We start from the raw sequence: 25193 nt of genomic DNA, 5'->3' as shown, positions 1-25193 counted from the left end.
GTGTCCTTATTTGATGTTGTGCGCGTCGTTGATGATGTCCTGGGCCATGGCGTCGAACTCGCTGTTGGCACGGCGGGCGTAGATCCAGGCGATGGCCCAGGCGACGATGAACTGGGACAGGGCGAACACGAGGCCGACGTTGATCGGACCCCATACCTGGATCTTGAAGAGGTCGCCGAAATAGGCGGTGCCGAACGGCAGCAGGAAGTAATAGATCATCGAAATGATCATCAGGCTCCACAGGAAGCGGGTCTTCTTGGCGTGCAGCGCCTGGAAGCGCGGGTCCGCGTCGATCGCCGCCCAGTTCATCTCTCGTTTGGACATTTCTTGGCTCCGGTTTAAGCAATGGCACCGTCCCCGGGACGGGGGGCAGCGCATCGTATTCCGGTGGACTTACAAAGCCCTGACCAAGACTTAAGAATCGCTTACCCGCGCCCTGAAAATGGGATTGGGCGGCGAGCAGGCCCGGAGCCCGCTATGGCTCCGGCTGGTGGGCGCCCGGCCCCGGCGGCAGCTTGCGCCAGGTGTGGCCATACTCGCGCCAGAGCGGCCGGTACAGGGCCCAGCCATCTTCCTTCAGGCCGTCGCAGTACAGGATGCGGGTCCAGTACTGCGGGTTGTCGGGCTGCCACGCGCAGTTGTAGGGCGGCTGCTTGTAGCGGTGCACCCGGCGCGTCACCCGGTTCGCCTCGGCGGCCCCGGCCTTGCCCGGCTCGCGGCCGAGCCGCACCTCGACGGTGTCGTACTCATGAACCTCGACGGTGGCCGGGAGGTAGGCGAAAACCCGGTAGATGAACTCGTAGGGGCCGCCGCAACAATAGACGTTGCCGATCGCCACGGCCCCCTGGGCCAGGTCGGCGTCCGACAGGCCGGCGCCGTGCAGCTCGGCGAAGATTCCCTGGCGCTCCTCGTCGGCCTTCCAGAACGGGGAGATGAATTGGAACGAACTGCGGATCAGGCGGGCGTAGGCGTCGTCGGCCGCCAGGGCGTCCTTGTCCGCGATGGCGCGGACCTGCATCAGCCTGAGCGTCCCCGGTGGGTTGCGGTCCAGGTCCCGCAAGACCGACGGCCGCTGCGATGCGCAACCCGCCAAGGCCAGGCCGAGAACGATGAGTAGGATGCCTGCACGGTGATACATGATGCGACCCCGGAGTTCGATTGCTGCGACTGTATATCAGCCGTTCCGCCCTGCCCTCCGTCGCGTTCAACATCGTGCCAAGAAAACCTAGGGAAACCGCACAACACGCCGCCGGCTCGACGGAGAGCGTTGAATGGCTGTCGGCCGTCGGCCCGCACCGTATCCCAGACGCGGGGCCGGAGCATGGCCGCCACCGGATGCCGGCGCTATGCTCGGGGTGTTCGCCTTTGTCGGACTTGGACAAAACAAACAGGGGAGCGCAGGAGAGTGACGTTCAACCAACGATCTGCCGAACCGGGTGTCGGCCGGCCGGCGCGCGAGGCGGGCAAGGGGTTTACGACTTCGTGACGACGTTCCGATGGGAATGATCTCGCGCTATTTCAGGCGTCTAGCCACCGTGGTTCGGCCACGGCGCAGCGCACTTCCGCCAGTTTCGGCCGATGCCGATGGCGTGCGGATCGGCGACGAACGGGTGGCGTGGATCGACGTGCAGCGCCTGGATGCCTACAAGCGCGACGCTACCTTGGCGACGCGCTTTGTCTGGCAATCCACGCGGCCGACGCTCGAATCTTCGAGATCGACGAAGAATCTCCAGGTTGGGCGGAATTTGCGAAAGCCATCGAGCGGCACCTGCCGAGTTCCATGCCCCACGCCGAGTGGACGTTGCGGTTGATCGCCGGTGCCCCAGGCGAATCGGTGGCGATATATTCCGCGCCCAGAGCCGGGGCGGTTGGGTGACGGCTTTGCCGTTGTCCGGCCGTCGAGGCGGCGCCTGTTACCCGGCGCCAATTCCGAACCGCCGTTCCGAATGCAAAAAAAAGCCCCCGCAAAGCGGGGGCCGAAATGCTGCGTAGAACTCGTTCAGTGGGCCTGGGCACCGGCCGCGCCGCGCGGGTAGCGGATGTTCTCGACCAGGTGCTGGATGTGCTCGGGGCAGGGGGCGGTCATCTTCATCACGATGTAGGCGACGACGAAGTTGACGATCATGCCAACCACGCCGATGCCTTCCGGCGAGATGCCGAGGAACCACTGGCTGTCGGGCACCTTGTCCATGCCGAGCAGCACGTCGCGCTTGAAGTAGACGATGTAGACCAGGGTGAAGACCAGGCCGGACACCATGCCGGCGATGGCACCGCCGCGGTTCATCGACTTGCTGAAGATGCCCAGCACGATGGTCGGGAACAGCGAGGCGCAGGCGAGACCGAAGGCGAACGCCACCACCTGGGCGACGAAGCCGGGCGGGTTGTAGCCCAGGTAGCCGGCCACGCACACGGCCACGGCGGCGGCGATACGGCCGGCCATCAGCTCGGTCTTCTCGGAGATGTTCTTGGCGAAGATGCCCTTCATCAGGTCGTGCGAGATGGCGGCGGAGATCACCAGGAGCAGGCCGGCGGCGGTGGACAGCGCGGCGGCGATACCGCCGGCGGCGATCAGGGCGATCACCCAGTCCGGCAGGCCGGCGATTTCCGGGTTGGCCAGCACCATGATGTCGCGGTCCACGGTGGCGTCGAACTTGCCCTTCTTCATGGAACCGAGCTCGTTGCCCTTCCAGCCGGCGGCTTCGGCCTGGGCCAGGAATTCGGCGTTCTTGCTCTTCTCGTTGTAGTACTGGATGCGGCCGTCGCCGTTCTTGTCTTCCCAGGCGATCAGGCCGGTCTTCTCCCAACGCTTCATCCAGTCCGGACGGGACTCGCCGACGATGCTCGACTCGGGGGCGAACAGGTCGCCGCCAGTGACCACCGCGGTGTTCACCGTGGCATGCAGGTTGTAGCGGGCCATGGCGCCGACGGCCGGGGCGGTGGTGTAGAGCAGGGCGATGAAGACCAGGGCCCAGCCGGCGGACAGGCGGGCGTCATGCACCTTGGGCACCGTGAAGAAGCGCACGATGACGTGCGGCAGACCGGCGGTACCGGCCATCAGGGCCAAGGTGATGCAGAACACGTCTATCATCGCCTTGTTGCCTGATGTGTAAGCCGAGAAGCCGAGGTCGGTGACCACCTTGTCCAGCTTGGCCAGGAAGGTCATGTCGCCCATGTGGCCGCCCAGGCCCAGCTGGGGCAGGGGGTTGCCGGCGATCTGCAGGGAGATGAACACGGCCGGGATGGTGTAGGCGAAGATCAGCACCACGTACTGGGCCACCTGGGTGTAGGTGACGCCCTTCATGCCGCCGAGCACGGCGTAGAAGAACACCAGGCCCATACCGATGATCAGGCCGGTCGTGATGTCCACTTCCAGGAAGCGCGAGAACACGATGCCGACGCCGCGCATCTGGCCGGCGACGTAGGTGAACGAGATGAAGATCAGGCAGATCACCGCCACGATACGCGCGGTCTGCGAGTAGTAGCGGTCGCCGATGAACTCGGGCACGGTGAACTTGCCGAACTTGCGCAGGTACGGGGCGAGCAGCACGGCCAGGAGCACGTAGCCGCCGGTCCAGCCCATCAGGTAGACGGAACCGCCGTAGCCCAGGAAGGCGATCAGGCCGGCCATGGAGATGAACGAGGCCGCGGACATCCAGTCGGCGCCGGTGGCCATGCCGTTGATGATCGGGTGGACGCCGCCGCCGGCGACGTAGAATTCCTTGGTGGAGCCGGCGCGCGCCCAGATGGCGACGGCGATGTAGAGGGCGAACGACAGGCCCACTACGATGTAGGTCATGGTTTTCAGATCCATGTCGATATCCCCTTATTCCTCGTGGACGTCATGGTCGCGGTCGATCTTGTCCATACGCTTGGCGTACCAGAAGATCAGGCCGACGAAGATGAAGATGGAGCCCTGCTGGGCGAACCAGAAACCGAGCGGGTAGCCGCCCAGGTGGACGACGTCGAGGGCATCGCGGAACAGGATGCCGGCACCGAACGACACGATGAACCAGATCGCGATGGTGGTCATCAGCAACCTGAGCGTGGCCTGCCAGTAGGCCTTGGGATCGAAATTCCCGGGTTTGGACATGGTTATGGTCTCCTTCGCCTCGAACAGCGCGATAAGCCTTCATTGCAGCGCCATGCCAAGCCGGCACGGGCCCCTTCGACGCCATTAAGGACGCGTTAAGCCACCTTAAGGCCGCGTTAAGGATAGGGTCGAAGGCTGACAGCCGCCTTACATGGGGGCCGAAAGTGGCTCAGGCGGCCGGCAGTTCGATGCGCGCGGCGAGGCCGCCGGCGACGGCGGCATCCAGGCTGACGCGGCCGCCGTGCAGCTCGGCGGCCTGGCGGACGATAGCCAGGCCCAGGCCACTGCCCGGGATCTCGGCGCCGGCCAGGCGATGGAAGCGGTCGAACACCCGTTCGCGTTCGCCGGCCGGGATGCCCGGGCCGGTGTCGACGACGCTGAGCACCGCCTTGCCGTCCCCGGCCACGAGGGCGACGTCGACCCGGCCGCCGGACGGCGTGTAGCGCAAGGCGTTGTCGATCAGGTTGCCGACCATCATGCGCAGGCTGTCGGCGTGGCCGTTCACCTGCGCGGCGGCGCACTCGGTGACGCCGAGGTCGATCTCCTTGGCGTCGGCCTGGGTGGAGAAGTCGGCCACCACGCGCTTCACCAACTCGTCGAGGCGGATGGCGGCGAAGCGCGGCTTCTGCTCGACCGCCTCCACGCGGGCCATGCTGAGCAGCTGGTCGACCAGGCGCGCCGCCCGGTCGACGCCCTGCTGGAGCTCCGCCAATGCCTGGCTGCGCGCCTCCGGCTCCGTGCTCTGGCTGGCCAGCTGCGCCTGCAGTCGGATGGCGGTGAGCGGCGTGCGCAGCTCGTGCGCGGCGTCGGCGACGAAACGGCGCTGGGTCGAGATGGCGCCGTCCAGGCGGATGAGCAGGGCGTTGAGGGCGTCGACCAGGGGCACGATCTCTTCCGGCAGGCGCCGGGTGTCGAGGGCGTGCAGGGTAGCGAAGTCGCGCCGGCCGATCTCGTAGCGCACCCGCCGGAGCGGCCGCAGGGCGCGCCCGACCGCGGTCCAGATCAGGGAACCGAGGACGGCGACCAGGACGATCAGGGGCAGCAGCAGCCAGGCCGTGATGCGCACGAACAGGGCGGTGCGGTGGTAGGACGGATTGCTGACCTGGATGGTCAGGCCGCCGCTGCGCAGGGTGAACACGTGCCACTCCTCGCCGTGCCAGTCGACCACCCGGTTGCCGCTTGGCTGGGCCGGCGGGCCGTCGTCGATGGAGGAGTAGACCAGGGCGTGCTTGTCGTCCCAGATCTGGCTGACGAACTGGCCCTTGTCGTCGTCGTCGCCGGCGTCGTTGCCGGAGTCCGACTCGACGCCGTGGCGCAGGATCGAATAGGCGATCTGGGCCAGGTTGTCGTCGCGCAGGCGGTTGAAGGCGTGCCAGGCCAGGGCGTAGGTGATCACGCTGACCAGCAGGCCGGTCACCACCAGGGCGCTGATCTGCCAGATCAGCAACTGGCGCCGGATCGAGATCACGGCACCAGCGGACGGGCCAGCGGCTCGGTCACCTTGTAGCCGACCCCGCGCACGTTGCGTATCCAGTCGGCGCCGAGCTTGCGGCGCAGCTTGTGCAGGTGGACCTCGACGGCGTTGCTGCTGACTTCCTCCTCCCAGCCGTAGATGCGTTCCTCCAGCTCCTCCTTGGAGAGGACGGCGCCGGGGCTTTCCATCAGGCATTCCAGGAGGGCGAACTCGCGCTGCGACAGGGTCACCGAGCGGCCCTCGAGGGTCACCTCGCGGGTCAGCGGGTCGAGCACCAGGGCACCGACGCGCATCTCGCGGCGGGCACGGCCGGCGTGCCGGCGGATCAGGGCATGGACGCGGGCCACCAGTTCATTGAGGTCGAAGGGCTTGACCAGATAATCGTCGGCGCCCAAGTTGAGGCCGGCGACCCGGTCGGCGACCGCATCGCGGGCGGTGACGATCAGGACCGGGATGAGATTGTCCTTGGCGCGCAGGCGCTTGAGCAGGGACAGGCCGTCCTGGCGCGGCAGCCCGAGGTCGAGCAGGAGCAGGGCGTAGTGGCCGGCATCCAGTGCCAGCTCGGCCGCCTTGCCGTCGCGTACCCAATCGACGGCGAAATCCGCCAAGCGCAAGCCGCGCTCGACGCTCGCGCCGATCATGGGATCGTCTTCCGCCAATAGCAGTTTCATGTGACAGGCATCCGCTCAGCTTCAACCAAGGCGCGATATTGCGCCGGTGCAGGCCACAAAAAAAGCGGGGCAGAGCCCCGCTTGTCGGAAATCCGACGTATTACTTGGCCGGGGTCGCCGGGGTGGCCGGAGTAGCCGGGGTGGCGGCTTCGGTCTTCTTCTTGGCGACATGCTTCTTCTTGGCCTTGGGCTTGGCGGCGGCGTCAGCAGCGGGGGCGGCTTCGGTCGCGGCCGGCTTTTCTTCGACCTTGGCCTTGTCGGCGGCCTGGGCGGCACCGATGGTCATGAAGGAAGCGGCGGTCAGCAGGGCAATCAGGGTACGGCTCATGTGAAATCTCCTTTGGTGATCGGGAAGGTACGCCATGGGTTTAATCAGGCGACGGTTGCCATTTTCCACGGCGAGACTTATCGGCCACTTAAGGAACCTGTTTTATTTGCACGGCCCGCGCAGACCGCCATCCGGGCCTCCGGCCCGCCCGGGTTGAAGGCGGGCGGGGACGACGAAACCTCAGGAGGAAGCGCCTTCCCGTTCGGCGCGCGCGTTGATCACCCGGAGGAAGAAGTAGTAGCTCCACAGGACCAGTCCGGCCGCCCCGGTCCAGACCGTGAAGGCCAGGCCGACGGCCAGGACGGCGACCCCGATGGCGAGCAGGGCGGCGCCGCCGAGCAGGTTGACCGCGAGGACCAGGTGGGCATGCCGTTCCGGGTTGGCCATGGTGCGGCCGCGCCAGTCGGCGACGTAGCGCAGGTCGCGCGTCAGGGCGATGCGGCCGGCCCGGTAGAGCATGCCGCCGGCGATCAGGAACACGCCCAGGTACATCGCCCTGGCCAGCCAGACAAACCAGATTTCCATCCCGCCACTCCTCGAACCATTAAGTCGGGGATATTACCCCCACGCGGCTTATACTCATGCGGACGAAGGAGAACGGTCGTGCAACTGACTGACAGACATCGCGAATACTGGCGGCGCAACCTCAGGCTGACCGGCGGCCTGCTCGCCATCTGGTTCGCCGTCACCTTCCTGGTGGTCTGGTTCGCCCGCGACCTCGCGGACATCCGCTTCCTCGACTTCCCGCTGCCGTTCTGGGTCGGCGCCCAGGGCGCCCTGATCGTCTACGTCCTGCTGATCCGCCGCTATGCCAAACGCATGAACGAACTGGACACCGAATACGGCGTCTCGGAGGGCAGCCGCTGATGCCGCGCGCCTTCGCGTTCCGGCTCAAGAAGTACTACAGCTTCTACACCGGCGGTTTCGTGATGTTCGTCCTCGCCCTGGCGGTGGCCGAGTACATGGGCATGCCGGACCAGTGGATAGGCTGGACCTTCATGGCCGCCACCGTGGCCCTCTACGCCGGCATCGGCATCATGAGCCGGACCGCCGACGTGGCCGAGTTCTACGTCGCCGGGCGCCGGGTGCCGGCCATCTTCAACGGCATGGCGACGGGCGCCGACTGGATGTCCGCCGCCTCCTTCATCGGCATGGCCGGCACCCTGTACGCCAAGGGCTACGACGGCCTCGCCTTCGTCATGGGCTGGACCGGCGGCTACGTCCTGGTCGCCCTCCTGCTGGCGCCCTACCTGCGCAAGTTCGGCCAGTTCACCATCCCCGACTTCATGGCCGCCCGCTACGGCGGCCACAGCGCCCGCAGCATCGCCGTCCTGGGCACCATCCTGGCCTCGTTCACCTACGTCACGGCGCAGATCTACGGCGTCGGCATCATCACCAGCCGCTTCCTCGGCATCAGCTTCGAGGTCGGCGTCTTCGTCGGCCTGGGTGGCATCCTGGTCTGCTCGTTCCTGGGCGGCATGCGCGCGGTGACCTGGACCCAGGTGGCCCAGTACATCATCCTGATCATCGCCTACCTGATCCCGGTCGTGTACATGTCCTACCAGGTGACCAGCGTGCCGGTGCCCCAGCTCGTCTACGGCGCCGTGCTGGAGAAGGTCACCGAGCGCGAGGACGCGATCATGGCCGACCCGGCCCAGGTGGCGGCCCGCGAGGCCTACGCGGCACGCGCGGAATCGCTCTCCAGGCGGATCGCCGAGGTCGCGGCGGCACCCGGCCCGAACGCCGCCGCCAGCCTGGCCCAGCTGACCCGGGAGCGCGACGTCGCGGTGGCCAAGGCACAGCCGATCAGCCACCACGCCGAGCCCTTCCCGGGCCATACCGAGGCCGAGCGCGACACCGCCCGGCTCAACTTCATCGCCCTGACCTTCTGCCTGATGGTCGGCACCGCCTCGCTGCCGCACGTCCTGATCCGCTTCTACACCACGCCCTCGGTGCGCGAGGCGCGCGAATCGGTGTTCTGGTCGGTGTTCTTCATCTTCCTGCTCTATTTCACCGCCCCGGCCTACGCGGTGTTCGCCAAGTACGAGGTCTACACCAACCTGATCGGCACCAGCATCGTCGAGTTGCCCGGCTGGGTGGCGTCCTGGTCCAAGCTGGGCCTGGTGGCGGTCGAGGACATCAACCACGACGGCATCCTGCAACTGGCCGAGCTGACCCTGAACCCGGACGTCATCGTCCTGGCCACCCCGGAGATCGCCGGCCTGCCCTACGTGGTGGCCGGCCTGGTCGCGGCCGGCGGCCTGGCCGCGGCGCTCTCCACCGCGGACGGTCTCCTGCTCACCATCGCCAACGCCCTGTCGCACGACGTCTACTACCAGATGATCGACCGCCAGGCCTCGACCACGCGCCGCCTGGCGGTGTCGAAGGGCCTGCTCCTGCTGGTCGCCCTGATCGCCGCCTACGTCGCCTCGCTGAAACCGGACACCATCCTCTCCATGGTCGCCTGGGCCTTCTCCATCGCCGCCGCCTGCTTCTTCCCGGCCCTGGTCCTGGGCATATTCTGGCAACGCGCCACCAAGCAGGGCGCCATCGCCGGCATGCTGGTCGGCCTCGGCCTGACCCTGTTCTACCTGGTCGGGGTGAAGTACTACGGCATGACGCCCTGGTTCGGCATCACCGACGTCTCGGCCGGCATCTTCGGCATCCCGGCCGGCTTCCTCACCATCTGGCTGGTCAGCCTGGTCACCCCGGAACCGGACCGGGCCACCCGGGAGCTCGTCGAGAGCGTCCGCTACCCGTCGCTCAAGGCCTGAATGGACGCCAACGCCCTGTTCCAGGTCATCCAGCTGATCCTGCGCCTGCTCATCTACACCTTCATCGGCAAGGGCCTGCTCGCCCTGCTGGCCGGCCCCGGCTACCGCGACAACGCGGTCTGGCGCTTCTTCGAGGCCGTCACCCGGCCGGCCTGGCGCCTGACCCGGACGCTCGCGCCGCGCTTCGTCCGCGACGGCGCCATCGCCTGGCTGGCGGTGTTCCTGCTGATCCTGGCCAACCTGTGCCTGTACATGCTGTTCCACTACCTAGGCTGGCTGACGCCGCCGCGGGGCGCCGGCCCGGCCTGATAGAATGGCGGTCATCACCGCATGGACGAGACGATGACCTCCCTGAAAAACGACACCTTCCTGCGCGCCCTGTTGCGTGAGCCGACCGACTACACGCCCATGTGGCTGATGCGCCAGGCCGGCCGTTACCTGCCGGAATACTGCGCCACCCGGGCCCGCGCCGGCAGTTTCCTGAACCTGTGCAAGTCGCCCGCCCTGGCCACCGAGGTCACCCTGCAGCCGCTGGCGCGCTACGACCTCGACGCCGCCATCCTGTTCTCCGACATCCTCACCGTGCCCGACGCCATGGGCCTCGGCCTCTACTTCGCCGAAGGCGAAGGTCCCAAGTTCGAGCGGCCCCTGCGCGAGGAATGGGAGATCCGCGCCCTGGCCGCGCCCGACCCGCACGACAAGCTGCGCTACGTGGTCGACGCGGTGAGCGAGATCCGCCGCGCCCTGGACGGCTCGGTGCCGCTGATCGGCTTCTCCGGCAGCCCCTTCACCCTGTCCTGCTACATGGTCGAGGGCGAAGGCAGCGACACCTACGCCAAGGTCAAGAAGCTCATGTACGCCCGCCCGGACCTGATGCACCACATCCTGTCCGTGACCACCCAGGCGGTGATCGACTACCTGAACGCCCAGATCGAGGCCGGTGCCCAGGCCGTCATGGTGTTCGACTCCTGGGGTGGCATGCTGACCCAGGCGGCCTACCTGGAATTCTCGCTACCCTACATGGCCCGCATCATGGCCGGACTGACCCGCGAGCGCGAAGGCCGCCAGGTGCCCCGCATCGTCTTCACCAAGGGCGGCAGCCTCTGGCTCGAGCAGATCGCCGCCTGCGGCGCCGACGCGGTCGGCCTGGACTGGGCGGTGGAGATCGGCGACGCCCGCCGCCGGATCGGCGACAAGGTTGCCCTGCAGGGCAACATGGACCCGTCCATCCTGCTCACCACCCCGGAGGCGGTCTCGGCCGAGGCCAAGCGCATCCTGGCCAGCTACGGCCCGGGCACCGGCCACGTCTTCAACCTGGGCCACGGCATCTCCCAGTTCACCCCGCCGGACAACGTCGCCGCCCTGGTCGAGACGGTGAAGTCGGACAGCCGCCGCTATCACGGCTGAGCGGGCCCAACCCCCGGAAAGAAAAATGCCCGCTTGCGCGGGCATTTTCGTGGGTGCTTACCAGAACCGCTCGGCGCGTTTCGGCTTGTGCGCCTGCTGCTGGCCGGCCGCCGCATGCGGGCGGTCGCCGTTGCCCTTGTAGGCGGGCTTGTCGCCGCCGCCACGCTGGCCCGGCTTGTCGCCCCACGGCTTGCCCTGGCCTTCCTTCCAGCCGCCGCCCGGCTTGCCCTTCCATTCGCCGCCCGGGCGCTTGCCCTTGTAGCCGGGCTTGTCCGACCAGGGCCGCTTGTTGCCGCCCTCGGGACGCGGCTTGATGGTCGGCTCCAGGCCGGGGATGGTGACGACCTCGATGGCCTGGCCGGTGTAGCGCTCGATGTTGCGCACCAGATGGCGCTCGCGGAAGCCGACCAGCGTCACCGCGGTACCGCTGCGGCCGGCCCGGCCGGTGCGGCCGATGCGGTGCACGTAGTCCTCGGCCTGGCGCGGCGGGTCGTAGTTGATGACGTGGCTGATGCCGGCGACGTCGATGCCGCGCGCGGCCACGTCGGTGGCGACCAGGAACTGGACCCGGCCGGTACGGACCCGGTCCAGGGTGCGGTTGCGCTTGTGCTGGGGCATGTCGCCGTGCAGGGCCTCGGCCAGGAAGCCGCGGTCGCGCAGCTCGTCGGTGAGCTCCTCGGCACCGGCCTTGGTGGCGGTGAACACCACGGCCTGCTGGATGGCGGCGTCGCGCACCAGGGCGTCGAGCAGGCGCATCTTGTGCTGCATGTCGTCGAAGAAGTGCAGCTTCTGCTCGATCTTGGCGGCGGATTCCTCCTTGCGCGCCACCTCGATGCGCTGGGCATCGCGGGTCAGTTGGCGGGCCAGGTCGCCGACGACGCCGTCCAGGGTGGCGGAGAACAGCAGGGTCTGCCGTTCCGCCGGGGTCTTGGCGACGATCGCCTTGATGTCGTCGATGAAGCCCATGTCGAGCATGCGGTCGGCCTCGTCGAGGACCAGGACCTCCAGGCGGGCGAAGTCGATCTTGCCCCGTTCCATGTGGTCCATCAGGCGGCCGGGGGTGGCGACGACCACGTCGACGGGCTGGGACAGCAGCTTCAGCTGCGGGCCGTAGGGGGCGCCGCCGACCAGGCTGGCGGTGCGCAGCTTGCGCAGTTCGCTGCCGTAGGTGCGGGCGGCCTTCTCGACCTGCTGGGCCAGCTCGCGGGTCGGCGTGAGGACCAGGATGCGCGGGCCGTAGCCCTTCGCGGCGGACGCTTCGACCAGGCGGCACAGGCTGGGCAGCAGGAAGGCGGCGGTCTTGCCCGAGCCGGTCTGGGCGGAGACGAGCAGGTCGGCGCCGGTCAGGGCAGCGGGAATGGCCTGGGACTGGACCGGGGTCGGCTCGTTGTAGCCGGTCTTTTCGACCGCCTTGGCGAGCAGGGGATTGAGGCCGAGTTCGGAGAAATTCATGCGTTACCTTTCCAAATAGCTTCGAGCCACCGGCTCGGGCCGGCGGCGGTTACGTGACATCGGCGCCAACCGAAAATCACGCGACCGACAGGACAAGGACGCAGGGGTTGGGGCTGATGGGGCTGCGAAGAACAGCAGTCCCTTGAATGATCAATGGCTTACTGCACAACGAAGGCGCGCATCATACGCAGGTCACCGGCGTAAGGCGAGAAGTATTTAAGCGTTCGCCGATGAACGGGCGTGGACGAAGAACTCGCGGTTGCCGTCGCCGCCGGTGATCGGGCTGGCGAAGAAGTCGAGCACCTGCAGCCCGGCATCGGCACAGGCCGCGCGGATCTTCGCTTCGACCTCGACATACAGCGTGGGGTCGCGCACGATGCCGCCCTTGCCCAGGTTGCCGGGACCGACCTCGAATTGCGGCTTCACCAGGGCCAGCACCCGGCCACCCGCTTTCAACGCCGGCGGGAAACCGGCCAGGAGCAGGGTCAGGGAAATGAAGCTGGCATCGCAGACGACGAGGTCGAAGGGCCCTTCCGGCAGCCGGTCCGCCAGCCCCTCGCGCGCGTTCACCCCCTCGATGCACAGTACCCGCGGGTCGTCGCGCAAGCGCGGATGCAACTGGCCATGGCCCACCTCGACCCCCACCACCCGGGCGGCGCCGGCCTGCAACAGGCAATCGGTGAAGCCGCCCGTACTCTGGCCGACGTCCAGGCAGGCCAGGCCGGCGACGTCGAGGCCGGTATGGGCCAGTGCCCCGGCCAGCTTGAGGCCGCCGCGCGAGACGTAGCGCTCGGAGGCGTCCGGACGCAGGCTCAGTTCGGCGCTCTCCGGCAAATCCTGGGCCGGCTGGCGCACCGGCAGGGCATCGCTGCCGCGCAGGTAACTGACCCGGCCGGCCTCGATGGCACGCCGGGCCGCGGTGCGGGACGGCGACAGGCCGCGTGCCACGAGCAACTGGTCGGCACGCATCCCGTCGGGCCCGACCCGCCTACTTGACCAAGCGCATGGTGTACGGATAGCGGTACAGCTGGCCCTTGGACGCCGTGACCGTGGCCAGGACGACGAACACCAGGTCGGCGATGGCCGCGATGCCCATGAGGAACAGACCGATGACGATGAAGGACAGTAGGAAGCAGACCACGAACACGATGGCCATGGTGATCTGGAAGTTGAGGGCTTCGCGGGCCTGCTCGCCGACATAGGCGGACTCCTTGCCCTTGGTCAGCCAGATGATCAGCGGGGCGATCAGGCTGCCGAACGGGATGAGGAAACCGACCAGCGCGGACAGGTGGGCGAACAAGCCCCAGTTGCTTTCGTCGTTGTTGGCGGCGGTGAGGGTTTCCGGTTCCATGTCTATCTCCCTTGCAACGTGGACGGCGGGCGTCGCCGATGACGCCCGGGCGAGGCCCAATTTAAACAAATGGCCGTGACGATTGGTAGCACGAGGATCGGCTTTTCAGCCGATCGGTTCGGCCCCCTCGCTCAGAATGGCCAAGTATGGGGCGTAGGAATACACCCGGTCCCGCTTGCGTCCGGTCGTCTCTTTGACGATGCCCAACCGCTCCATTCGAGCAATCGAGGCCGCCACGGTTGGCGCCGTCATGGCCAAGGCCCGCATGGCCTGGGCGACGGTAAAGACGGGCCGTTTCTGCATCTGCTCATGCAAGCGCAGATCGGTAGCGCCGGACTTGCTGCCATCTGCGATGCGCGAACGGTCGGCGGCGAACAGGCCGAGGATGCGGCGCGCGGTTTCGGTGGCGGTTTCCGCAGTCTCTTCGACGCCGGTGAGGAAGAAACCCAGCCAGCCTTCCCAGTCGCCCGTTTCCCGGACTCTTTGCAGCCAGTCGTAATACGCATCGCGATGGGCTTTGAAATACAAGCTCAGGTAAAGCAGGGGCTCCTTCAAGGCACCTTCGCCACACAGCAGCAGGGTGATCAGCAGGCGTCCCATGCGGCCATTACCATCCAGAAACGGGTGAATGGTTTCGAACTGGACATGGGCCAACGCCGCTTTGATGAGGAGGGGAGTGGGTTGCGGGTCGTCGTGGAGAAACTTTTCCAGGCTGCCCAGACAGTCCATGACCGCTTCCGGCGGCGGCGGCACGAAACGGGCGTTGCCGGGCCGGCTACCGCCAATCCAGTTCTGCGAACGGCGGAACTCGCCGGGGTCCTTCGCCGCGCCGCGTCCTTCGCGAAGCAGAATGGCATGCATCTCGCGGATCAGCCGCAAAGACAGCGGAAAGTTGTCCTGCCGCATGCGGCGCAGGCCGTGGTCCATGGCGGCGACGTAGTTGGACACCTCGCGCACGTCATCCAGGCCCGCTACCGGCGTCTGCTCGCCCTCGAACAGCAGGAGATCGGACAGCGACGACTGAGTGCCCTCGATCTGGCTGGACAAGAGGGCTTCCTTGCGGACGTAGAAATAGAGGAACAAGGTGGTGTCCGGAAGCACCGCAGAGATGCCATCGAGCCGGCCGATGGCCCGGTTGGCGCGGTCCAGCCGCTCCTGCAATGGTGTATCGATTGCCAGGCCCGGCGTGGGCGGCAACGGTGTCGGCAGGTAGGCTCGATAGCCTTCTCCGGCGACATTGCATCGACGGTAGGTACCCGACTGCCTGGACATGCGCGTACGGGTCATCGCATTCGATCGCTATTAAAAATAAGTGTGTCTTATTTTAATAACGTTTTCTCTTGTTAAACCATCCTTTATTTTTCGATTGAAAACTCAACTAAAAAAATGGCCGCTATTTTTTAACAGCGGCCATTCTTGTTAAAGCTGGCTTTAGCAGCTCGGCGGGGATTGGAAAGGGTCAATACCGGTAGTGGTTCGCCTTGTACGGCCCGTCCACCGGCACGCCGATGTAGGCGGCCTGCTCGGGGGTCAGCTCGGTCAAGTGGGCGCCGATCTTCTTCAGGTGCAGGCGGGCCACCTTCTCGTCGAGGTGCTTGGGCAGCACGTAGACCTGCTTCTCGTACTTCTCGGCGTGATTGAACAGCTCGATCTGGGCCAGGGTCTGGTTGGTGAACGAGTTGGACATCACGAAGCTGGGGTGGCCCGTGGCGCAGCCCAGGTTCACCAGGCGGCCCTTGGCGAGCAGGATGATGCGCTTGCCGTCGGGGAAGATGACGTGGTCGACCTGGGGCTTGATCTCTTCCCACTCGTACTTGTGCAGGCTGGCGACGTCGATCTCGCTGTCGAAGTGGCCGATGTTGCAGACGATGGCCTGGTCCTTCATGGCGGCCATGTGGTCGTGGCCGATCACGTTCACGTTGCCGGTGGCGGTGACGAAGATGTCGCCCAGGGCGGCGGCCTCGTCCATGGTCACCACGCGGTAACCTTCCATGGCGGCCTGGAGGGCGCAGATCGGGTCGATCTCGGTCACCCAGACGGTGGCGCCGAGGCCGCGGAAGGCCTGGGCGCAGCCCTTGCCGACGTCGCCGTAGCCCAGCACCACGCCGATCTTGCCGGCCACCATCACGTCGGTGGCGCGCTTGATGCCGTCCATAAGCGATTCGCGGCAGCCGTACAGGTTGTCGAACTTGGACTTGGTCACCGAGTCGTTGACGTTGATCGCAGGGAAGGCCAGGCGGCCTTCCTCGGCCATCTGGTAAAGGCGGTGCACGCCGGTGGTGGTCTCCTCGGTAACGCCCTTGATGTGGACGATGCGCTTCGAATACCAGGCCGGGTCGTTGTCCAGGTGGCGGGCGATGGCCGCGAACAGCGAGGTTTCCTCCTCGTTGGCCGGCTTGGCGATCACGGCGCGATCCTTTTCGGCCTTGATGCCGAGGTGCAACAGCAGCGTGGCGTCGCCGCCGTCGTCGAGGATCATGTTGGCCGGCTCGCCCGACCAGTCCAGGATGCGGTGAGTGTAGTCCCAGTACTCGTCCAGCGACTCGCCCTTGTAGGCGAACACCGGCACGCCGTCCTGGGCGATGGCGGCGGCGGCGTGGTCCTGGGTCGAGAAGATGTTGCACGAGGCCCAGCGCACCTCCGCGCCCAGCGCGGTCAGCGTCTCGATCAGCACGGCGGTCTGGATGGTCATGTGCAGCGAGCCGGCGATGCGGGCCCCTTTGAGGGGCTGGGCGTCCTTGTACTCGGCGCGGATCGCCATCAGGCCCGGCATCTCCGTCTCGGCGATGCGGATTTCCTTCCGGCCCCAGGAGGCCAGCGCCATGTCGGCGACTTTGTAATCGGTGAATTCAGCCATGGTGATGCTCCTTGCGTAATACCATGGCCGGGGAGGGAGGCTCACATGCCGTCCCCGCACCCGGCGGGTTAGACAGGTGAGCGCGGTTCGGAACCGAGCCTGGGGGCGTGGCCCTTGCAGCGCTCCTCGGTAGGGTTATGATTCTACAACGGAATAAGAGCCGACCGACGACGTTGCGTCGGCCTGGGGCAAGAAGGGGGTAGGTCGCAAAGCGACCTGAACGGCATATGACATATGTAATCCAGTCGACTGAGGGCACAAAGGTGAACAACCCACTTCGTGCGCATCGACCTACTGAATATCCAAGGCATTTCGCCATGCGAGTGAGGCGAGTTGTACACCAATTGGTGCGCACATTACGTTAGCAGCCTGCAGAAATGAACACGGAACTTGTAATATTTGCACCATTAATAGGTTTGCTGGGTGTGTTTTTTGGTGCTTGGCTGCAAGCCCATTTCACCAGAAAGAACAACACCAATAGCAAGTTAACCGAGCTTCAAAACAAAGCGTATGCAGACTTTCTTAACTCAGCTTCAGCAATCGCCGTTGCCCAACGGACGGGAAATAGAGCCCGTGTTGAAGAGGAATTTGCCATTTTGGCAGATTCAAAAGCAAGAATATGCGTTTACGGACACTCGAAAGTAATTCAGGAATTAGCTAGATTTATAAGGGCCGGCGGAACTCTTCAGACCGAATCTGAAATTCTGTCATTTACACGCCTCTGTTTACGCATACGCGAGTCAGTTGGAATGGATAACAAGACCATTGATCTACCTGATATTTCTCAACTTCTATTTAGCGTTGAAGTCGCTAATGTTCACACACCAATTACGACAGACTGCTAACTTGGCGCTCAACGCGGACCGCCAAAATGCTGCGCATTTTGGCGTCCGGTTAGCTCGACGTTAGCTATTCGGAGGCAAACCAAATGACAGAACCCGAAATCCTTGAAATATTCAGGATTGTGAAGCCGTTATCCTCAGTATTGGTAAATATCGAGGCTGCACTGAAGGAAAGTCCAGATATGTCGCTTGGTGAGTTTTGCTCTGCGCAGGCTAGTCATCCGATGAACTTGCTGTATTCGAAGGGATTTTCCGGGCTGCTAGCTATGGCGGCATTGGTTCCAATCAAGCAAGCCTTGGAGAGCAATAAAGATGACACCTTTAAAGAATCGCCATTGCGACATGCAAGAAATGCTCTATGCCATGGAACAATTGAGTTTAAGCCTACGAATAAAATAAAATTCACGGATTACACAAAAACTGTAGAACTTTCTCCCAAAGAGATAATCGACCTTGCAGCAAAGGCGTGGTCGCAGTATGCGGCAACAAAATAGAAATTTAGCTAACAAGCGCTTCGAGTTGGACGCTCCAACAGCCGGCTTCGCCGCCTGTTTCTGCGCCCCTCAAGCTAAACGTTGACGCTGTAGAAAAACCTCCCAACCACGCATTTCTGAGAGCATGCGAAAAAATCGACCCTCTACAATGCGCCGTAATCGGCGATCTCCCCCTCTGGAGGGGTCAAGCCACCCCCTCGAATTCGGTCTGGCGACCCTTCAGCATGTTTTTCTACAGCCTCGTTAAGCAACAACGAAAATTTCGCGATGGATCCGTACAAGTTCGAAATGAAGGGTCGCGCTTTTGATGGCGGCGACAGACTAGACAAAGTTGCCGGCGGCCTCATGGCGCTGCAGCATGTATTTGATGGCCAATTCCGTGCACTGACTCAGAAGAAGCGCCTCTACGAAGATGATCGCCGCTACCTGCAAGTGCGCATCACCGGCTATGAGGATGGCTCCTTTATTGCATATCTTGGCGCAATCTACGCTGGTCTCCAAACCGCTCTACCATTCGTTCATGGAACACCGAATTTCTGGGAAGCCACGAAGAATTCGTTCGATTTCTTGAAAACACTTTTCGAACTGGCGCACCAAGGTAAAGAGGTACAAATAACGCAAAATGGCGATGGCAACACCGCAGTTATCGCTGGTGATACGCATCAGGTATTCAATGGCCCGGTTTACCAAATCGGTACTCAGATCATCGGCGCCATCCGGGAGTTTGATGATCTCCTAGAGGGGGAAGAGGTAAAGCGGATAGAACTTCAAGGTCCAGACAACCACACGGTAATTCAACTGACATCGGAAAACAAAGGCCTGTTCTTCCCGCCCACTCGTGTGGATGAAACACCTGTCAGGCTGACCTGTGACATCTACGACTTCAACAAGTACGACAAGATTGGGAAAGCGCGCGTACCAAATGAGCAGCTTATTCCAGCTGGCGATTACAAATTTAGGAACATCGGCGACCAAGCGGTCGAAGATTTCATTCTCTCCATGACTGAGCCGCAGGTAACGCTTAGCTGTCTAATCAAGTACCAGCATGACCCACTCTCTGACAATCGCATTGCTGAAATCTTGGTAATGGCCATTGCTGCCTAACTCGGCGGCACTTGACCCTCAACGTTAGCCCGCATGGCAACATCTTTGCACAGTCGAATTCGCCGCACTCGTCGAAGGCGTGAAAGGTGCAGTGGCCCTACTGGTCAATTTCGTGGTCATCGGCATCATGGTTTGTAATAAAAAAATAGGAACAGACCACGATTTCATACCTGCGACTGAGGCGTTCAAAGATCGGGTTAATGGCTTCTTTGTCCGGTGGAACCGTAGTCTCTCCCCTATAGTTGCTGCGGACTGGTTATAAGTCCATGAAAAAAGTTAGTTATTCTCAATATCTCATGTATTGCGGGGAGAGCAATCAATGGTGGCAAAAGAATTTGAACTTGCATTCTTGTGCTTTTTATCGTCGTGTGCGGTGGCTGAAAATTCACATTACTTCGAGATCGACAATAAACTTTTCGCCTGCCTATCAACAACCAACATAAAGCAATCCAACGAGGGTGTGATTCCCGTTCTTCATTTTGATTTGAAAATACATAAACCGATTGCCGAGTGTGGCTGCAAATCAGCCCTGGGTTTGTACACCGTTTCTGCTCAAATGGATGGTTACCGGTCGTACATTATTGGCGGCAAAATCGGGCTGGCTGAATCGGGGCACAGATATATCCCGCTGTCAGCCGAAGGGGCTCTGATTAACAAAAAGAGACTGGTAGTCGGCTTGGCGTGTGCCCAGCCGGATTGATGGTTCTGGCCATCTCCGTTCGGCCGCGTCGCCATCACCCAACCGCTTACGTAATATTGGGGCTCTGGCTCTTTGTTTCACGTGTTCTGCCTGGGCTCGCAAATCTTGTCTCATTGGCTTTGCAATGAAGGTAAACCATCAACCCCTCTCGGCTTCGGATCAATTCACTATCGTTCGTCTTGGTCCTGTAGTAGGTTACGGCGGGCTTCGCCCGCCTCGGGCCAACCGGTCATGTCGGACATCGAGCGTCATGAAACGTGTGCTCTTCGTTTGCAGTCAAAATCGGCTCCGCAGCCCTACTGCGGAACAAATCTTCTCTACCTATCCTGGTCTCGATGTGGCATCCGCCGGCCTCAATCACGATGCCGAGTCGCCACTCACAAACGAAATGGTCGCGTGGGCCGATATTATCTTCGTCATGGAGCGCGCACATCGACACAAGCTGCAGCAGCGTTTTCGCGCTGCGATGCGTGGAAAGCGCATCGTCTGTCTGGAAATTCCTGACAAGTATGAATTCATGGATCCCAGCCTCGTCGGGCTGCTTCGGGCCAAGGTCCCTCGCCATCTGCCGTCGGGTCTCGGCTAGTCCCGTGGTCGCACCCGACCCTGTGCGCCAGCCGACCAGCCGGGCCGTTTCTCCGGCCGGCTGAACGGGGACGTCAGCGCTCTTCACATGCTCCGACTCGAAACCCAGATCGACATCGCGGCGCCCGTCGAACGGGTCTGGTCCCTGCTCGTCGATTTCGCATCGTATTCGCGCTGGAACCCGTTCGTGCGCTCGATCGACGGCATCCCCACAGTCGGTCGACCGCTCGAGGTGTTCATCCAGCCACCGGGCTCCGGCGGCATGCGTTTCCGGCCAACCGTGCTCGTCGTTGAACCGAATCGCGAACTCAGATGGAAAGGAAAGCTCCTCCTGCCCGGCCTGTTCGACGGCGAGCATTACTTCCGGCTTGAGACCAAGCCGGAAGGCGGGCTGGTATTCCGCCACGGCGAGACATTCTCGGGAATTCTGGTGCCCCTGTTCAGGCGCTCGTTGGATGGCGCCACCAAACAAGGCTTCGTCGCCATGAACGAAGCGCTCAAACGGGAGGCCGAGAAGCCGTGACCGCCGGCCCCGCATCCGCAACGGCCTGCGCAAGGATGCGCGCAGGCATCTCGACTTCGCGGTAGCGCCTATGGCAACGCCCCGCGCGGTCGAATTCGTCGCACTCGTCGAAGGGGTGAAGGGTGCCGTGGTCCTGCTGGCGGCCACCGGCCTCCTGTCGCTCATCCACCGCAATGTCTTTGCCCTCGCTTCGGCGCTGATCGAACACCTGCACCTGAACCCGGCCGCGAAGTACCCGCGCATCTTTCTCGACGCGGCGAGCCACCTTCACGAGACGAGGCTTCTGCTTCTTGCGGCCGGTGCGGCGGCGTATGCCACGGTTCGATTCATCGAAGCCTATGGGCTTTTCCGCGACCGGAAGTGGGCAGAAGTGCTTGCCGCAAGCAGTGGGGCGATCTACGTTCCATTCGAGTTGATCGAGCTTCTGCGCCGCCCCAGCTGGCACGGCATGATCATCCTATTGGTCAACCTTGTGGTCGTCGGCATCATGGTTCGTGCCCTGAGGCAGCGCCGCAACGCCGCCGTCAGGGACGCGGCCTGACCGTTCGCCCGGCACGAATGCCACCCATGCCGCTTCGCCAGTCGGCTCCGATCCAGGTCGCGGCGGCGCGCACCTTTATATTCGAGAACAGAACATGACACGCAGCAGTCCAGCACGGCTTTGCCTGGCGGTGCTCATCCTGGTGCTCGGCGTCGGCCTCGCCGGTGCCGCCCCGCTCAGGAACCAGCTCGCCGGCCATCCGTCGCCCTACCTGGCCATGCACGGCCACGACCCGGTCGCCTGGCAGGAGTGGAACGCCGAAACGGTGGCCCGGGCGCGGCGGGAACACAAGCTGCTGTTCATCTCGGTCGGCTACTTCGCCTGCCACTGGTGCCACGTCATGCAGCGGGAAAGCTACAGCGACCCGGCCATCGCGGCGTTGCTCAACAAGTATTTCATCCCGGTCAAGGTGGACCGGGAGTTGAACGGCGCCCTGGACGCCGCCCTGATCGATTTCGCGAAGCGCATGAACGGCACGGCCGGCTGGCCGCTGAACGCCTTCGTCACCCCGGACGGCTACCCGGCCGCCATCATCCTCTACGAACCGCCCGGTCAATTCAGGATGACGCTGGAAAGCCTGGCCGAGCATTGGCGCCAGAACGCCGCCCAGACGCGCGACCTGGCCCGCCGCGTGGCCGGGCAGCCGGCGGCCGCGCCGAGGGCCGCGAAGCCGGATGCCAAGGCGGTGGCGGCGGCGACGACGGCCTTCGTCGGGGCCAGCCTGCGCGCCGCCGACACCCTGCAGGGGGGCTTCGGCCATGACCGCAAATTCCCCCGGGCGCCGCAGCTGGCGCTGCTGCTCAAGCTCCAGTCGGAACGGCCGGATCGCCAACTGGCCGAGTTCCTCCGCCTGACCCTGGACCGGATGGCGGCGCCCGGCCTGCACGATCCGGTCAACGGCGGCTTCTTCCGTTACACGGTGGACCCGGATTGGGCCACGCCGCACTTCGAGAAGATGCTCTACGACAACGCCCAGCTGGCCCTGGTCTACCAGCAGGCGGCCACGACCTTCAAGGCGCCGGCCTATCGGCAGGTTGCCCGCGACACCCTGGATTTCATGCTGGCCACGCTGGCCACCCCCTCGGGCGGGCTGCAGACCAGCACCTCGGCCCAGGACGGCCGCGGCCGCGAAGGCGGCGCCTACCTGTGGGAGCCGGCGGAATTGCGCCAGCGACTCGCCCCGGACGAGTACGCGCTGGTCCGCCGCCTCTGGAAGCTGGACGCGCCGGCGCCGTTCGAGCTGGGCTTCCTGCCCGTGGAGCCGGCTACCGTCCCGGCCCCCGAGCGCGCCCGGCTGGACGCCCTCTACGGCAAGCTCAAGGCCGCCCGCCGCAGCGCCGACCTGCCCCGCGACGGCAAGCTGAGTGCCGGGCTCAACGGCCTGGCCCTGTCCGCGTTCAGCGTGGCCGGCAAGGGCGTGCCGCGCTTCGAGCGGGCGGCCCGGCGCCTGTATGCGTTCATCGCCGGGCGGCTCATGGTCGACGGCCGCCTGGTCAAGGCGCGGGCGGGCAAGCGGCTGTTCCCGGCCGCGGAACTGGACGACTACGCCTATGCGATCCAGGGCCTGCTGGACTACAGCCGGGCCTTCGCCGACGACGACGCCCGCCAGCTCGCTGACCTGCTCGCGCACCAGGCCTGGCAGTCGTTCTTCACCGGCAAGGGCTGGCGACGCGAGGCCAGGCCCCTGCTCGCCACCATCCGGCCGGAGGCCGCGTTGCCGGACGACGCCACGCCGTCGGCCGCGGCCGTGCTGATCGAGGCCAGCCGGAAACTGGCCAGCGCAAACTTGCGGCCGGCCATCCGGCGCGCCCAGGCCTGGGCACTGCCGGAAGTGCGCGACGACCCGTTCAACCACGCCAGCCACCTCGACGCCCTGCGCGCCGCCTGGCCGCCCGGGCGTTGAGCGGCTTTGCCGACGGGCTCACAATGAGGCCTGCCCGACACGACTGAAACCACGCGGAGCCGACCCAGCCATGCCCTCCAGCCCGACCGAAGACCCGTCGTCGCGCGCGCCCGCCGACGCAGAACGCTTTTGGGTGGCCGCGAGCGACCAACTGGCCGAGGGCGGCTACCTGCGCCTGGACATCGGCCACGCCGGCGAGACCATCTCCGTGGTCGTCTTCCGCTACCAGGGCAAGTGCCTGGCCTATCGCAACCTGTGCGTGCACATGCCGCGCGAGCTCGATTGCGAGCAGGACATGATCTTCGACCCGAGCGGCCGTTTCCTGCGCTGCTCGATGCATGGCATCGTCTACGAGCCCCTGACCGGGGAATCGGTCAGCGAGATCTGCGCCGGTCAGCGCCTGACCCCATCGGCGTCGTCGAGGACGCGGCGGGCATCTGGATCGCCGACCGGCTGGCCAGTCCGCTGGCTTTCGGCGACTGAAACTTCGGGGCGCGCCAGCCGGCCGCACGTTGCCCCGCATTCGAGCCCACACGCCATGACTCCCGCCTTGCCAGCCTGGCCCCTGTTCTCCGCCTTCCTGCTCGCCAGCCTGGCGCTCGCCCTGACGCCGGGCCCCGGCGTGCTCTACATCGTCGCCCGCAGCGTGGCCCAGGGCCGTCGCTCGGGTTTGGTCTCGGTGGCCGGCGTTGCGCTCGGCAACCTGGCCAACGCGCTGGCCGCGGCGGTCGGCCTGGCGGCCCTGTTCGCCGTCTCGTCCCTGGCCTTCGCCGCGGTCAAGTATGCCGGCGCGGCCTACCTGGTCTATCTCGGCGTGCGCATGCTGCGCGCGGCCCAGGCCGAAACGCCGGCCCTCCGGCCCGAGCCGGCCTCGCTCGGACGCCTGTTCCGCGACGGCTTCGTGGTCGCCCTGCTGAATCCGAAGACGACCGTGTTCTTCGCCGCCTTCCTGCCCCAGTTCCTCGACCCGGGCGCGCCCACGCTGGCGGCGACCGTGACGCTCGGGGCCCTGTTCGTCGCCATCGCGGCGACCACCGACAGCCTGTACGCGTTCGCCGCCGGGGCCATCGCCGGTCGCCTGGCGCGGGCCGCCGGCGCGCGTCGGCTCGGCCGCCTGCTCGGCGGCGGGGCGTTTGTCGGTCTCGGCCTGTTCGCCGCCTTGACCGGCAGCCGCGCCGGCCGCTAGGGCCGGCGGCGGCCGCTCGCGGTCACTTGTAGGTCAGCTCCGCCCAGCGGCGTTCCTCGATCATGCGCTGGCGCTGGGCCTCCCAGGCCTCCGGGGCACCGGAGATCCCGCCCAGGGCGGCATTGAAGGCGGCCGCGACCTTCTCCATGCCGGCCAGGTAGACGTGCGTCTTGGGGTCCTGGAGCAGTTGCCAGACTTCGCGGGCGTGGTCCCGGACGCCCCGCCGGAGGGCCTCGCCCTCGTCGACGAAGTAGCCGCCGCCGATCGCCTGGATGGCCTTGAAGGTGGCCTGGTCGTAATAGTTGGCGAGGTCGTTGTTGAGGTCGTTCATGTACAGCATGTCGACGCCGGTGCGGGCACCGTAATAGAGCCGGACCTGGCCCTGCCAACCCTTCTCCTGCTCGTAGATGTGGTGCAGGAAGGCGCGGAACGGCGCGATGCCGGTGCCGGCGCCGACCAGCAGCAGGTTGCAGGTCTTGTCGGCCGGGATCATGAACGGGCTGCGGTAGGGACCGGTCAGGGTGACGCTGTCGCCCGGCTTGGCGTCGCACAGGTAGGTGGAGGCGATGCCGGGATATTCCTCGCCCGAGACCTCGTCGATGTAGGAACAGCGCCGGACCAGGATTTCCAGCTCGGTGCCGGCGTCGGTCCCGCGCACCGAGGCGAGCGTGTAGTAGCGGTGGTGCGTCTTGTTGCCGAACGGGTGCGGCCCCGGGACCAGGACGCCGATGCTCTGGCCTTCCGGGAAGTAATAGGCCGGCCCATCGACGCGGAAGACGATCTGGCGGACTTCGGCGGTGTCCTCCGGGGTCAGGCGGGTGCTGCGCAGGACGGTGGCTTGGTGTTTGCTCGATGCATCGGCTTCGTAGGCGGTGTCGGACATGGCGATCATTCTGGGTGGTTGGACTGTG

Annotated in this window: 27 protein-coding genes and 1 riboswitch; of the genes, 13 read left to right on the top strand and 14 right to left on the bottom strand. The window is 64.9% G+C overall.

Going from position 1 to position 25193, the window contains the following annotated elements:
* Positions 1-6: 6 nt before the first annotated feature.
* The 8 genes from EZJ19_RS11390 to EZJ19_RS11355 form a co-directional block, all read right to left on the bottom strand.
* Positions 7-324 carry a DUF485 domain-containing protein gene (locus tag EZJ19_RS11390; RefSeq protein ID WP_131447676.1) on the bottom strand — a complete coding sequence of 106 codons (318 nt, stop codon included), beginning with the start codon at positions 322-324 and terminating at the stop codon, positions 7-9.
* A 151-nt stretch (positions 325-475) separates the two neighbouring features.
* Positions 476-1138, bottom strand: coding sequence for a hypothetical protein (locus EZJ19_RS11385; protein WP_131447674.1), 663 nt, complete (start codon positions 1136-1138; stop codon positions 476-478).
* Between the two features lie 861 nt (positions 1139-1999).
* On the bottom strand, positions 2000-3811 hold the full coding sequence (locus EZJ19_RS11380; protein ID WP_131447672.1) for a sodium:solute symporter family protein: 1812 nt from the start codon (positions 3809-3811) through the stop codon (positions 2000-2002).
* Positions 3812-3823: 12 nt separating this feature from the next.
* Positions 3824-4090, bottom strand: coding sequence for a DUF4212 domain-containing protein (locus EZJ19_RS11375; RefSeq protein WP_131447670.1), 267 nt, complete (start codon positions 4088-4090; stop codon positions 3824-3826).
* Positions 4091-4259: 169 nt separating this feature from the next.
* Positions 4260-5558, bottom strand: a complete 1299-nt coding sequence (locus tag EZJ19_RS11370; RefSeq protein WP_165873557.1) for an ATP-binding protein — start codon at positions 5556-5558, stop codon at positions 4260-4262.
* Positions 5555-6235, bottom strand: a complete 681-nt coding sequence (locus tag EZJ19_RS11365; protein WP_131447666.1) for a response regulator — start codon at positions 6233-6235, stop codon at positions 5555-5557. Before EZJ19_RS11365 ends, EZJ19_RS11370 begins: the two co-directional genes overlap by 4 nt.
* A 100-nt stretch (positions 6236-6335) precedes the next feature.
* Positions 6336-6563 carry a hypothetical protein gene (locus tag EZJ19_RS11360; RefSeq protein ID WP_131447664.1) on the bottom strand — a complete coding sequence of 76 codons (228 nt, stop codon included), beginning with the start codon at positions 6561-6563 and terminating at the stop codon, positions 6336-6338.
* Positions 6564-6743: 180 nt separating this feature from the next.
* Positions 6744-7088 carry a hypothetical protein gene (locus EZJ19_RS11355; protein WP_131447662.1) on the bottom strand — a complete coding sequence of 115 codons (345 nt, stop codon included), beginning with the start codon at positions 7086-7088 and terminating at the stop codon, positions 6744-6746.
* A gap of 78 nt (positions 7089-7166) precedes the next feature.
* Here EZJ19_RS11355 and EZJ19_RS11350 point away from each other — a divergent pair, with 78 nt between their 5' ends.
* From EZJ19_RS11350 to hemE, 4 genes are read left to right on the top strand one after another with little or no spacing between them, the layout of a single operon-like run.
* Positions 7167-7430: a DUF4212 domain-containing protein gene (locus tag EZJ19_RS11350; RefSeq protein WP_131447660.1), complete on the top strand. Its 264-nt coding sequence runs from the start codon at positions 7167-7169 to the stop codon at positions 7428-7430.
* A complete protein-coding gene (locus tag EZJ19_RS11345; protein ID WP_131447658.1) occupies positions 7430-9337 on the top strand; it encodes a sodium:solute symporter family protein in 1908 nt (635 codons plus the stop codon). The genes EZJ19_RS11350 and EZJ19_RS11345 overlap by 1 nt, the downstream gene beginning before the upstream one ends.
* A complete protein-coding gene (locus EZJ19_RS11340) occupies positions 9338-9646 on the top strand; it encodes a YggT family protein (RefSeq protein ID WP_131447656.1) in 309 nt (102 codons plus the stop codon). It abuts the gene before it with no gap.
* Positions 9647-9679: 33 nt separating this feature from the next.
* Entirely contained in the window at positions 9680-10744 is a 1065-nt protein-coding gene (gene hemE, locus EZJ19_RS11335) for a uroporphyrinogen decarboxylase (RefSeq protein ID WP_131447654.1), read from the top strand.
* 57 nt (positions 10745-10801) lie between these two features.
* Here the strand turns inward: hemE and EZJ19_RS11330 are convergent, their stop codons facing one another.
* From EZJ19_RS11330 to ahcY, 5 genes are all read right to left on the bottom strand, one after another.
* Positions 10802-12196 carry a DEAD/DEAH box helicase gene (locus tag EZJ19_RS11330; RefSeq protein ID WP_131447652.1) on the bottom strand — a complete coding sequence of 465 codons (1395 nt, stop codon included), beginning with the start codon at positions 12194-12196 and terminating at the stop codon, positions 10802-10804.
* Positions 12197-12412: 216 nt separating this feature from the next.
* The gene (locus EZJ19_RS11325; RefSeq protein WP_131447650.1) at positions 12413-13165 is read right to left on the bottom strand and encodes a TlyA family RNA methyltransferase; all 753 of its coding nucleotides are present in this window, start codon (positions 13163-13165) and stop codon (positions 12413-12415) included.
* A 19-nt stretch (positions 13166-13184) separates the two neighbouring features.
* Complete coding sequence (locus EZJ19_RS11320) at positions 13185-13547, bottom strand: DUF4870 domain-containing protein (RefSeq protein WP_131447648.1); 363 nt, start codon at positions 13545-13547, stop codon at positions 13185-13187.
* 105 nt (positions 13548-13652) lie between these two features.
* Positions 13653-14834: a Fic family protein gene (locus EZJ19_RS11315; protein WP_240754748.1), complete on the bottom strand. Its 1182-nt coding sequence runs from the start codon at positions 14832-14834 to the stop codon at positions 13653-13655.
* A 172-nt stretch (positions 14835-15006) separates the two neighbouring features.
* Positions 15007-16404 carry an adenosylhomocysteinase gene (gene ahcY, locus EZJ19_RS11310; protein WP_131447646.1) on the bottom strand — a complete coding sequence of 466 codons (1398 nt, stop codon included), beginning with the start codon at positions 16402-16404 and terminating at the stop codon, positions 15007-15009.
* A gap of 71 nt (positions 16405-16475) precedes the next feature.
* Positions 16476-16538, bottom strand: a riboswitch (S-adenosyl-L-homocysteine riboswitch).
* A 243-nt stretch (positions 16539-16781) separates the two neighbouring features.
* Here ahcY and EZJ19_RS11305 point away from each other — a divergent pair.
* The 9 genes from EZJ19_RS11305 (at position 16782) to EZJ19_RS16065 (ending at position 24282) form a co-directional block, all read left to right on the top strand.
* Complete coding sequence (locus tag EZJ19_RS11305) at positions 16782-17249, top strand: hypothetical protein (RefSeq protein WP_131447644.1); 468 nt, start codon at positions 16782-16784, stop codon at positions 17247-17249.
* 83 nt (positions 17250-17332) lie between these two features.
* Positions 17333-17740: a hypothetical protein gene (locus tag EZJ19_RS11300; protein WP_131447642.1), complete on the top strand. Its 408-nt coding sequence runs from the start codon at positions 17333-17335 to the stop codon at positions 17738-17740.
* A gap of 267 nt (positions 17741-18007) precedes the next feature.
* Entirely contained in the window at positions 18008-18844 is an 837-nt protein-coding gene (locus tag EZJ19_RS11295; RefSeq protein ID WP_131447640.1) for a hypothetical protein, read from the top strand.
* 319 nt (positions 18845-19163) lie between these two features.
* Positions 19164-19544 carry a DUF2195 family protein gene (locus tag EZJ19_RS11290; RefSeq protein WP_131447638.1) on the top strand — a complete coding sequence of 127 codons (381 nt, stop codon included), beginning with the start codon at positions 19164-19166 and terminating at the stop codon, positions 19542-19544.
* 250 nt (positions 19545-19794) lie between these two features.
* Positions 19795-20130 (top strand): low molecular weight protein tyrosine phosphatase family protein, encoded by a 336-nt coding sequence (locus EZJ19_RS11285; RefSeq protein ID WP_131447636.1) that lies wholly within the window; start codon positions 19795-19797, stop codon positions 20128-20130.
* A gap of 87 nt (positions 20131-20217) precedes the next feature.
* The gene (locus EZJ19_RS11280) at positions 20218-20652 is read left to right on the top strand and encodes an SRPBCC domain-containing protein (RefSeq protein WP_131447634.1); all 435 of its coding nucleotides are present in this window, start codon (positions 20218-20220) and stop codon (positions 20650-20652) included.
* A 70-nt stretch (positions 20653-20722) separates the two neighbouring features.
* The gene (locus tag EZJ19_RS11275; RefSeq protein WP_131447632.1) at positions 20723-21193 is read left to right on the top strand and encodes a DUF2127 domain-containing protein; all 471 of its coding nucleotides are present in this window, start codon (positions 20723-20725) and stop codon (positions 21191-21193) included.
* Between the two features lie 94 nt (positions 21194-21287).
* Positions 21288-23096, top strand: a complete 1809-nt coding sequence (locus EZJ19_RS11270; protein WP_131447630.1) for a thioredoxin domain-containing protein — start codon at positions 21288-21290, stop codon at positions 23094-23096.
* A gap of 70 nt (positions 23097-23166) precedes the next feature.
* Positions 23167-24282 (top strand): LysE family transporter, encoded by a 1116-nt coding sequence (locus EZJ19_RS16065; protein ID WP_131447628.1) that lies wholly within the window; start codon positions 23167-23169, stop codon positions 24280-24282.
* A 22-nt stretch (positions 24283-24304) separates the two neighbouring features.
* Here the strand turns inward: EZJ19_RS16065 and EZJ19_RS11260 are convergent, their stop codons facing one another.
* Positions 24305-25165 carry a ferredoxin reductase domain-containing protein gene (locus tag EZJ19_RS11260; protein ID WP_131447626.1) on the bottom strand — a complete coding sequence of 287 codons (861 nt, stop codon included), beginning with the start codon at positions 25163-25165 and terminating at the stop codon, positions 24305-24307.
* Positions 25166-25193: the final 28 nt, after the last annotated feature.

This window comes from Parasulfuritortus cantonensis, assembly GCF_004337445.1.
Classification (GTDB): Bacteria; Pseudomonadota; Gammaproteobacteria; order Burkholderiales; family Thiobacillaceae; genus Parasulfuritortus; species Parasulfuritortus cantonensis.
The sequence above is the reverse complement of the archived record's forward strand: the minus strand, read 5'-3'. Positions and strand labels throughout refer to the sequence as shown.

What these genes read in the sequence shown, in the direction of transcription:
- EZJ19_RS11390 (WP_131447676.1), bottom strand. Translation starts at nt 324, where the DNA reads ATGTCCAAACGAGAGATGAACTGGGCGGCGATCGACGCGGACCCGCGC.
- EZJ19_RS11385 (WP_131447674.1), bottom strand. Translation starts at nt 1,138, where the DNA reads ATGTATCACCGTGCAGGCATCCTACTCATCGTTCTCGGCCTGGCCTTG.
- EZJ19_RS11380 (WP_131447672.1), bottom strand. Translation starts at nt 3,811, where the DNA reads ATGGATCTGAAAACCATGACCTACATCGTAGTGGGCCTGTCGTTCGCC.
- EZJ19_RS11375 (WP_131447670.1), bottom strand. Translation starts at nt 4,090, where the DNA reads ATGTCCAAACCCGGGAATTTCGATCCCAAGGCCTACTGGCAGGCCACG.
- EZJ19_RS11365 (WP_131447666.1), bottom strand. Translation starts at nt 6,235, where the DNA reads ATGAAACTGCTATTGGCGGAAGACGATCCCATGATCGGCGCGAGCGTC.
- EZJ19_RS11360 (WP_131447664.1), bottom strand. Translation starts at nt 6,563, where the DNA reads ATGAGCCGTACCCTGATTGCCCTGCTGACCGCCGCTTCCTTCATGACC.
- EZJ19_RS11355 (WP_131447662.1), bottom strand. Translation starts at nt 7,088, where the DNA reads ATGGAAATCTGGTTTGTCTGGCTGGCCAGGGCGATGTACCTGGGCGTG.
- EZJ19_RS11345 (WP_131447658.1), top strand. Translation starts at nt 7,430, where the DNA reads ATGCCGCGCGCCTTCGCGTTCCGGCTCAAGAAGTACTACAGCTTCTAC.
- EZJ19_RS11340 (WP_131447656.1), top strand. Translation starts at nt 9,338, where the DNA reads ATGGACGCCAACGCCCTGTTCCAGGTCATCCAGCTGATCCTGCGCCTG.
- hemE (WP_131447654.1), top strand. Translation starts at nt 9,680, where the DNA reads ATGACCTCCCTGAAAAACGACACCTTCCTGCGCGCCCTGTTGCGTGAG.
- EZJ19_RS11330 (WP_131447652.1), bottom strand. Translation starts at nt 12,196, where the DNA reads ATGAATTTCTCCGAACTCGGCCTCAATCCCCTGCTCGCCAAGGCGGTC.
- EZJ19_RS11325 (WP_131447650.1), bottom strand. Translation starts at nt 13,165, where the DNA reads ATGCGTGCCGACCAGTTGCTCGTGGCACGCGGCCTGTCGCCGTCCCGC.
- EZJ19_RS11320 (WP_131447648.1), bottom strand. Translation starts at nt 13,547, where the DNA reads ATGGAACCGGAAACCCTCACCGCCGCCAACAACGACGAAAGCAACTGG.
- EZJ19_RS11315 (WP_240754748.1), bottom strand. Translation starts at nt 14,834, where the DNA reads ATGACCCGTACGCGCATGTCCAGGCAGTCGGGTACCTACCGTCGATGC.
- ahcY (WP_131447646.1), bottom strand. Translation starts at nt 16,404, where the DNA reads ATGGCTGAATTCACCGATTACAAAGTCGCCGACATGGCGCTGGCCTCC.
- EZJ19_RS11305 (WP_131447644.1), top strand. Translation starts at nt 16,782, where the DNA reads ATGAACACGGAACTTGTAATATTTGCACCATTAATAGGTTTGCTGGGT.
- EZJ19_RS11300 (WP_131447642.1), top strand. Translation starts at nt 17,333, where the DNA reads ATGACAGAACCCGAAATCCTTGAAATATTCAGGATTGTGAAGCCGTTA.
- EZJ19_RS11295 (WP_131447640.1), top strand. Translation starts at nt 18,008, where the DNA reads ATGGATCCGTACAAGTTCGAAATGAAGGGTCGCGCTTTTGATGGCGGC.
- EZJ19_RS11290 (WP_131447638.1), top strand. Translation starts at nt 19,164, where the DNA reads ATGGTGGCAAAAGAATTTGAACTTGCATTCTTGTGCTTTTTATCGTCG.
- EZJ19_RS11285 (WP_131447636.1), top strand. Translation starts at nt 19,795, where the DNA reads ATGAAACGTGTGCTCTTCGTTTGCAGTCAAAATCGGCTCCGCAGCCCT.
- EZJ19_RS11280 (WP_131447634.1), top strand. Translation starts at nt 20,218, where the DNA reads ATGCTCCGACTCGAAACCCAGATCGACATCGCGGCGCCCGTCGAACGG.
- EZJ19_RS11275 (WP_131447632.1), top strand. Translation starts at nt 20,723, where the DNA reads ATGGCAACGCCCCGCGCGGTCGAATTCGTCGCACTCGTCGAAGGGGTG.
- EZJ19_RS11270 (WP_131447630.1), top strand. Translation starts at nt 21,288, where the DNA reads ATGACACGCAGCAGTCCAGCACGGCTTTGCCTGGCGGTGCTCATCCTG.
- EZJ19_RS16065 (WP_131447628.1), top strand. Translation starts at nt 23,167, where the DNA reads ATGCCCTCCAGCCCGACCGAAGACCCGTCGTCGCGCGCGCCCGCCGAC.
- EZJ19_RS11260 (WP_131447626.1), bottom strand. Translation starts at nt 25,165, where the DNA reads ATGTCCGACACCGCCTACGAAGCCGATGCATCGAGCAAACACCAAGCC.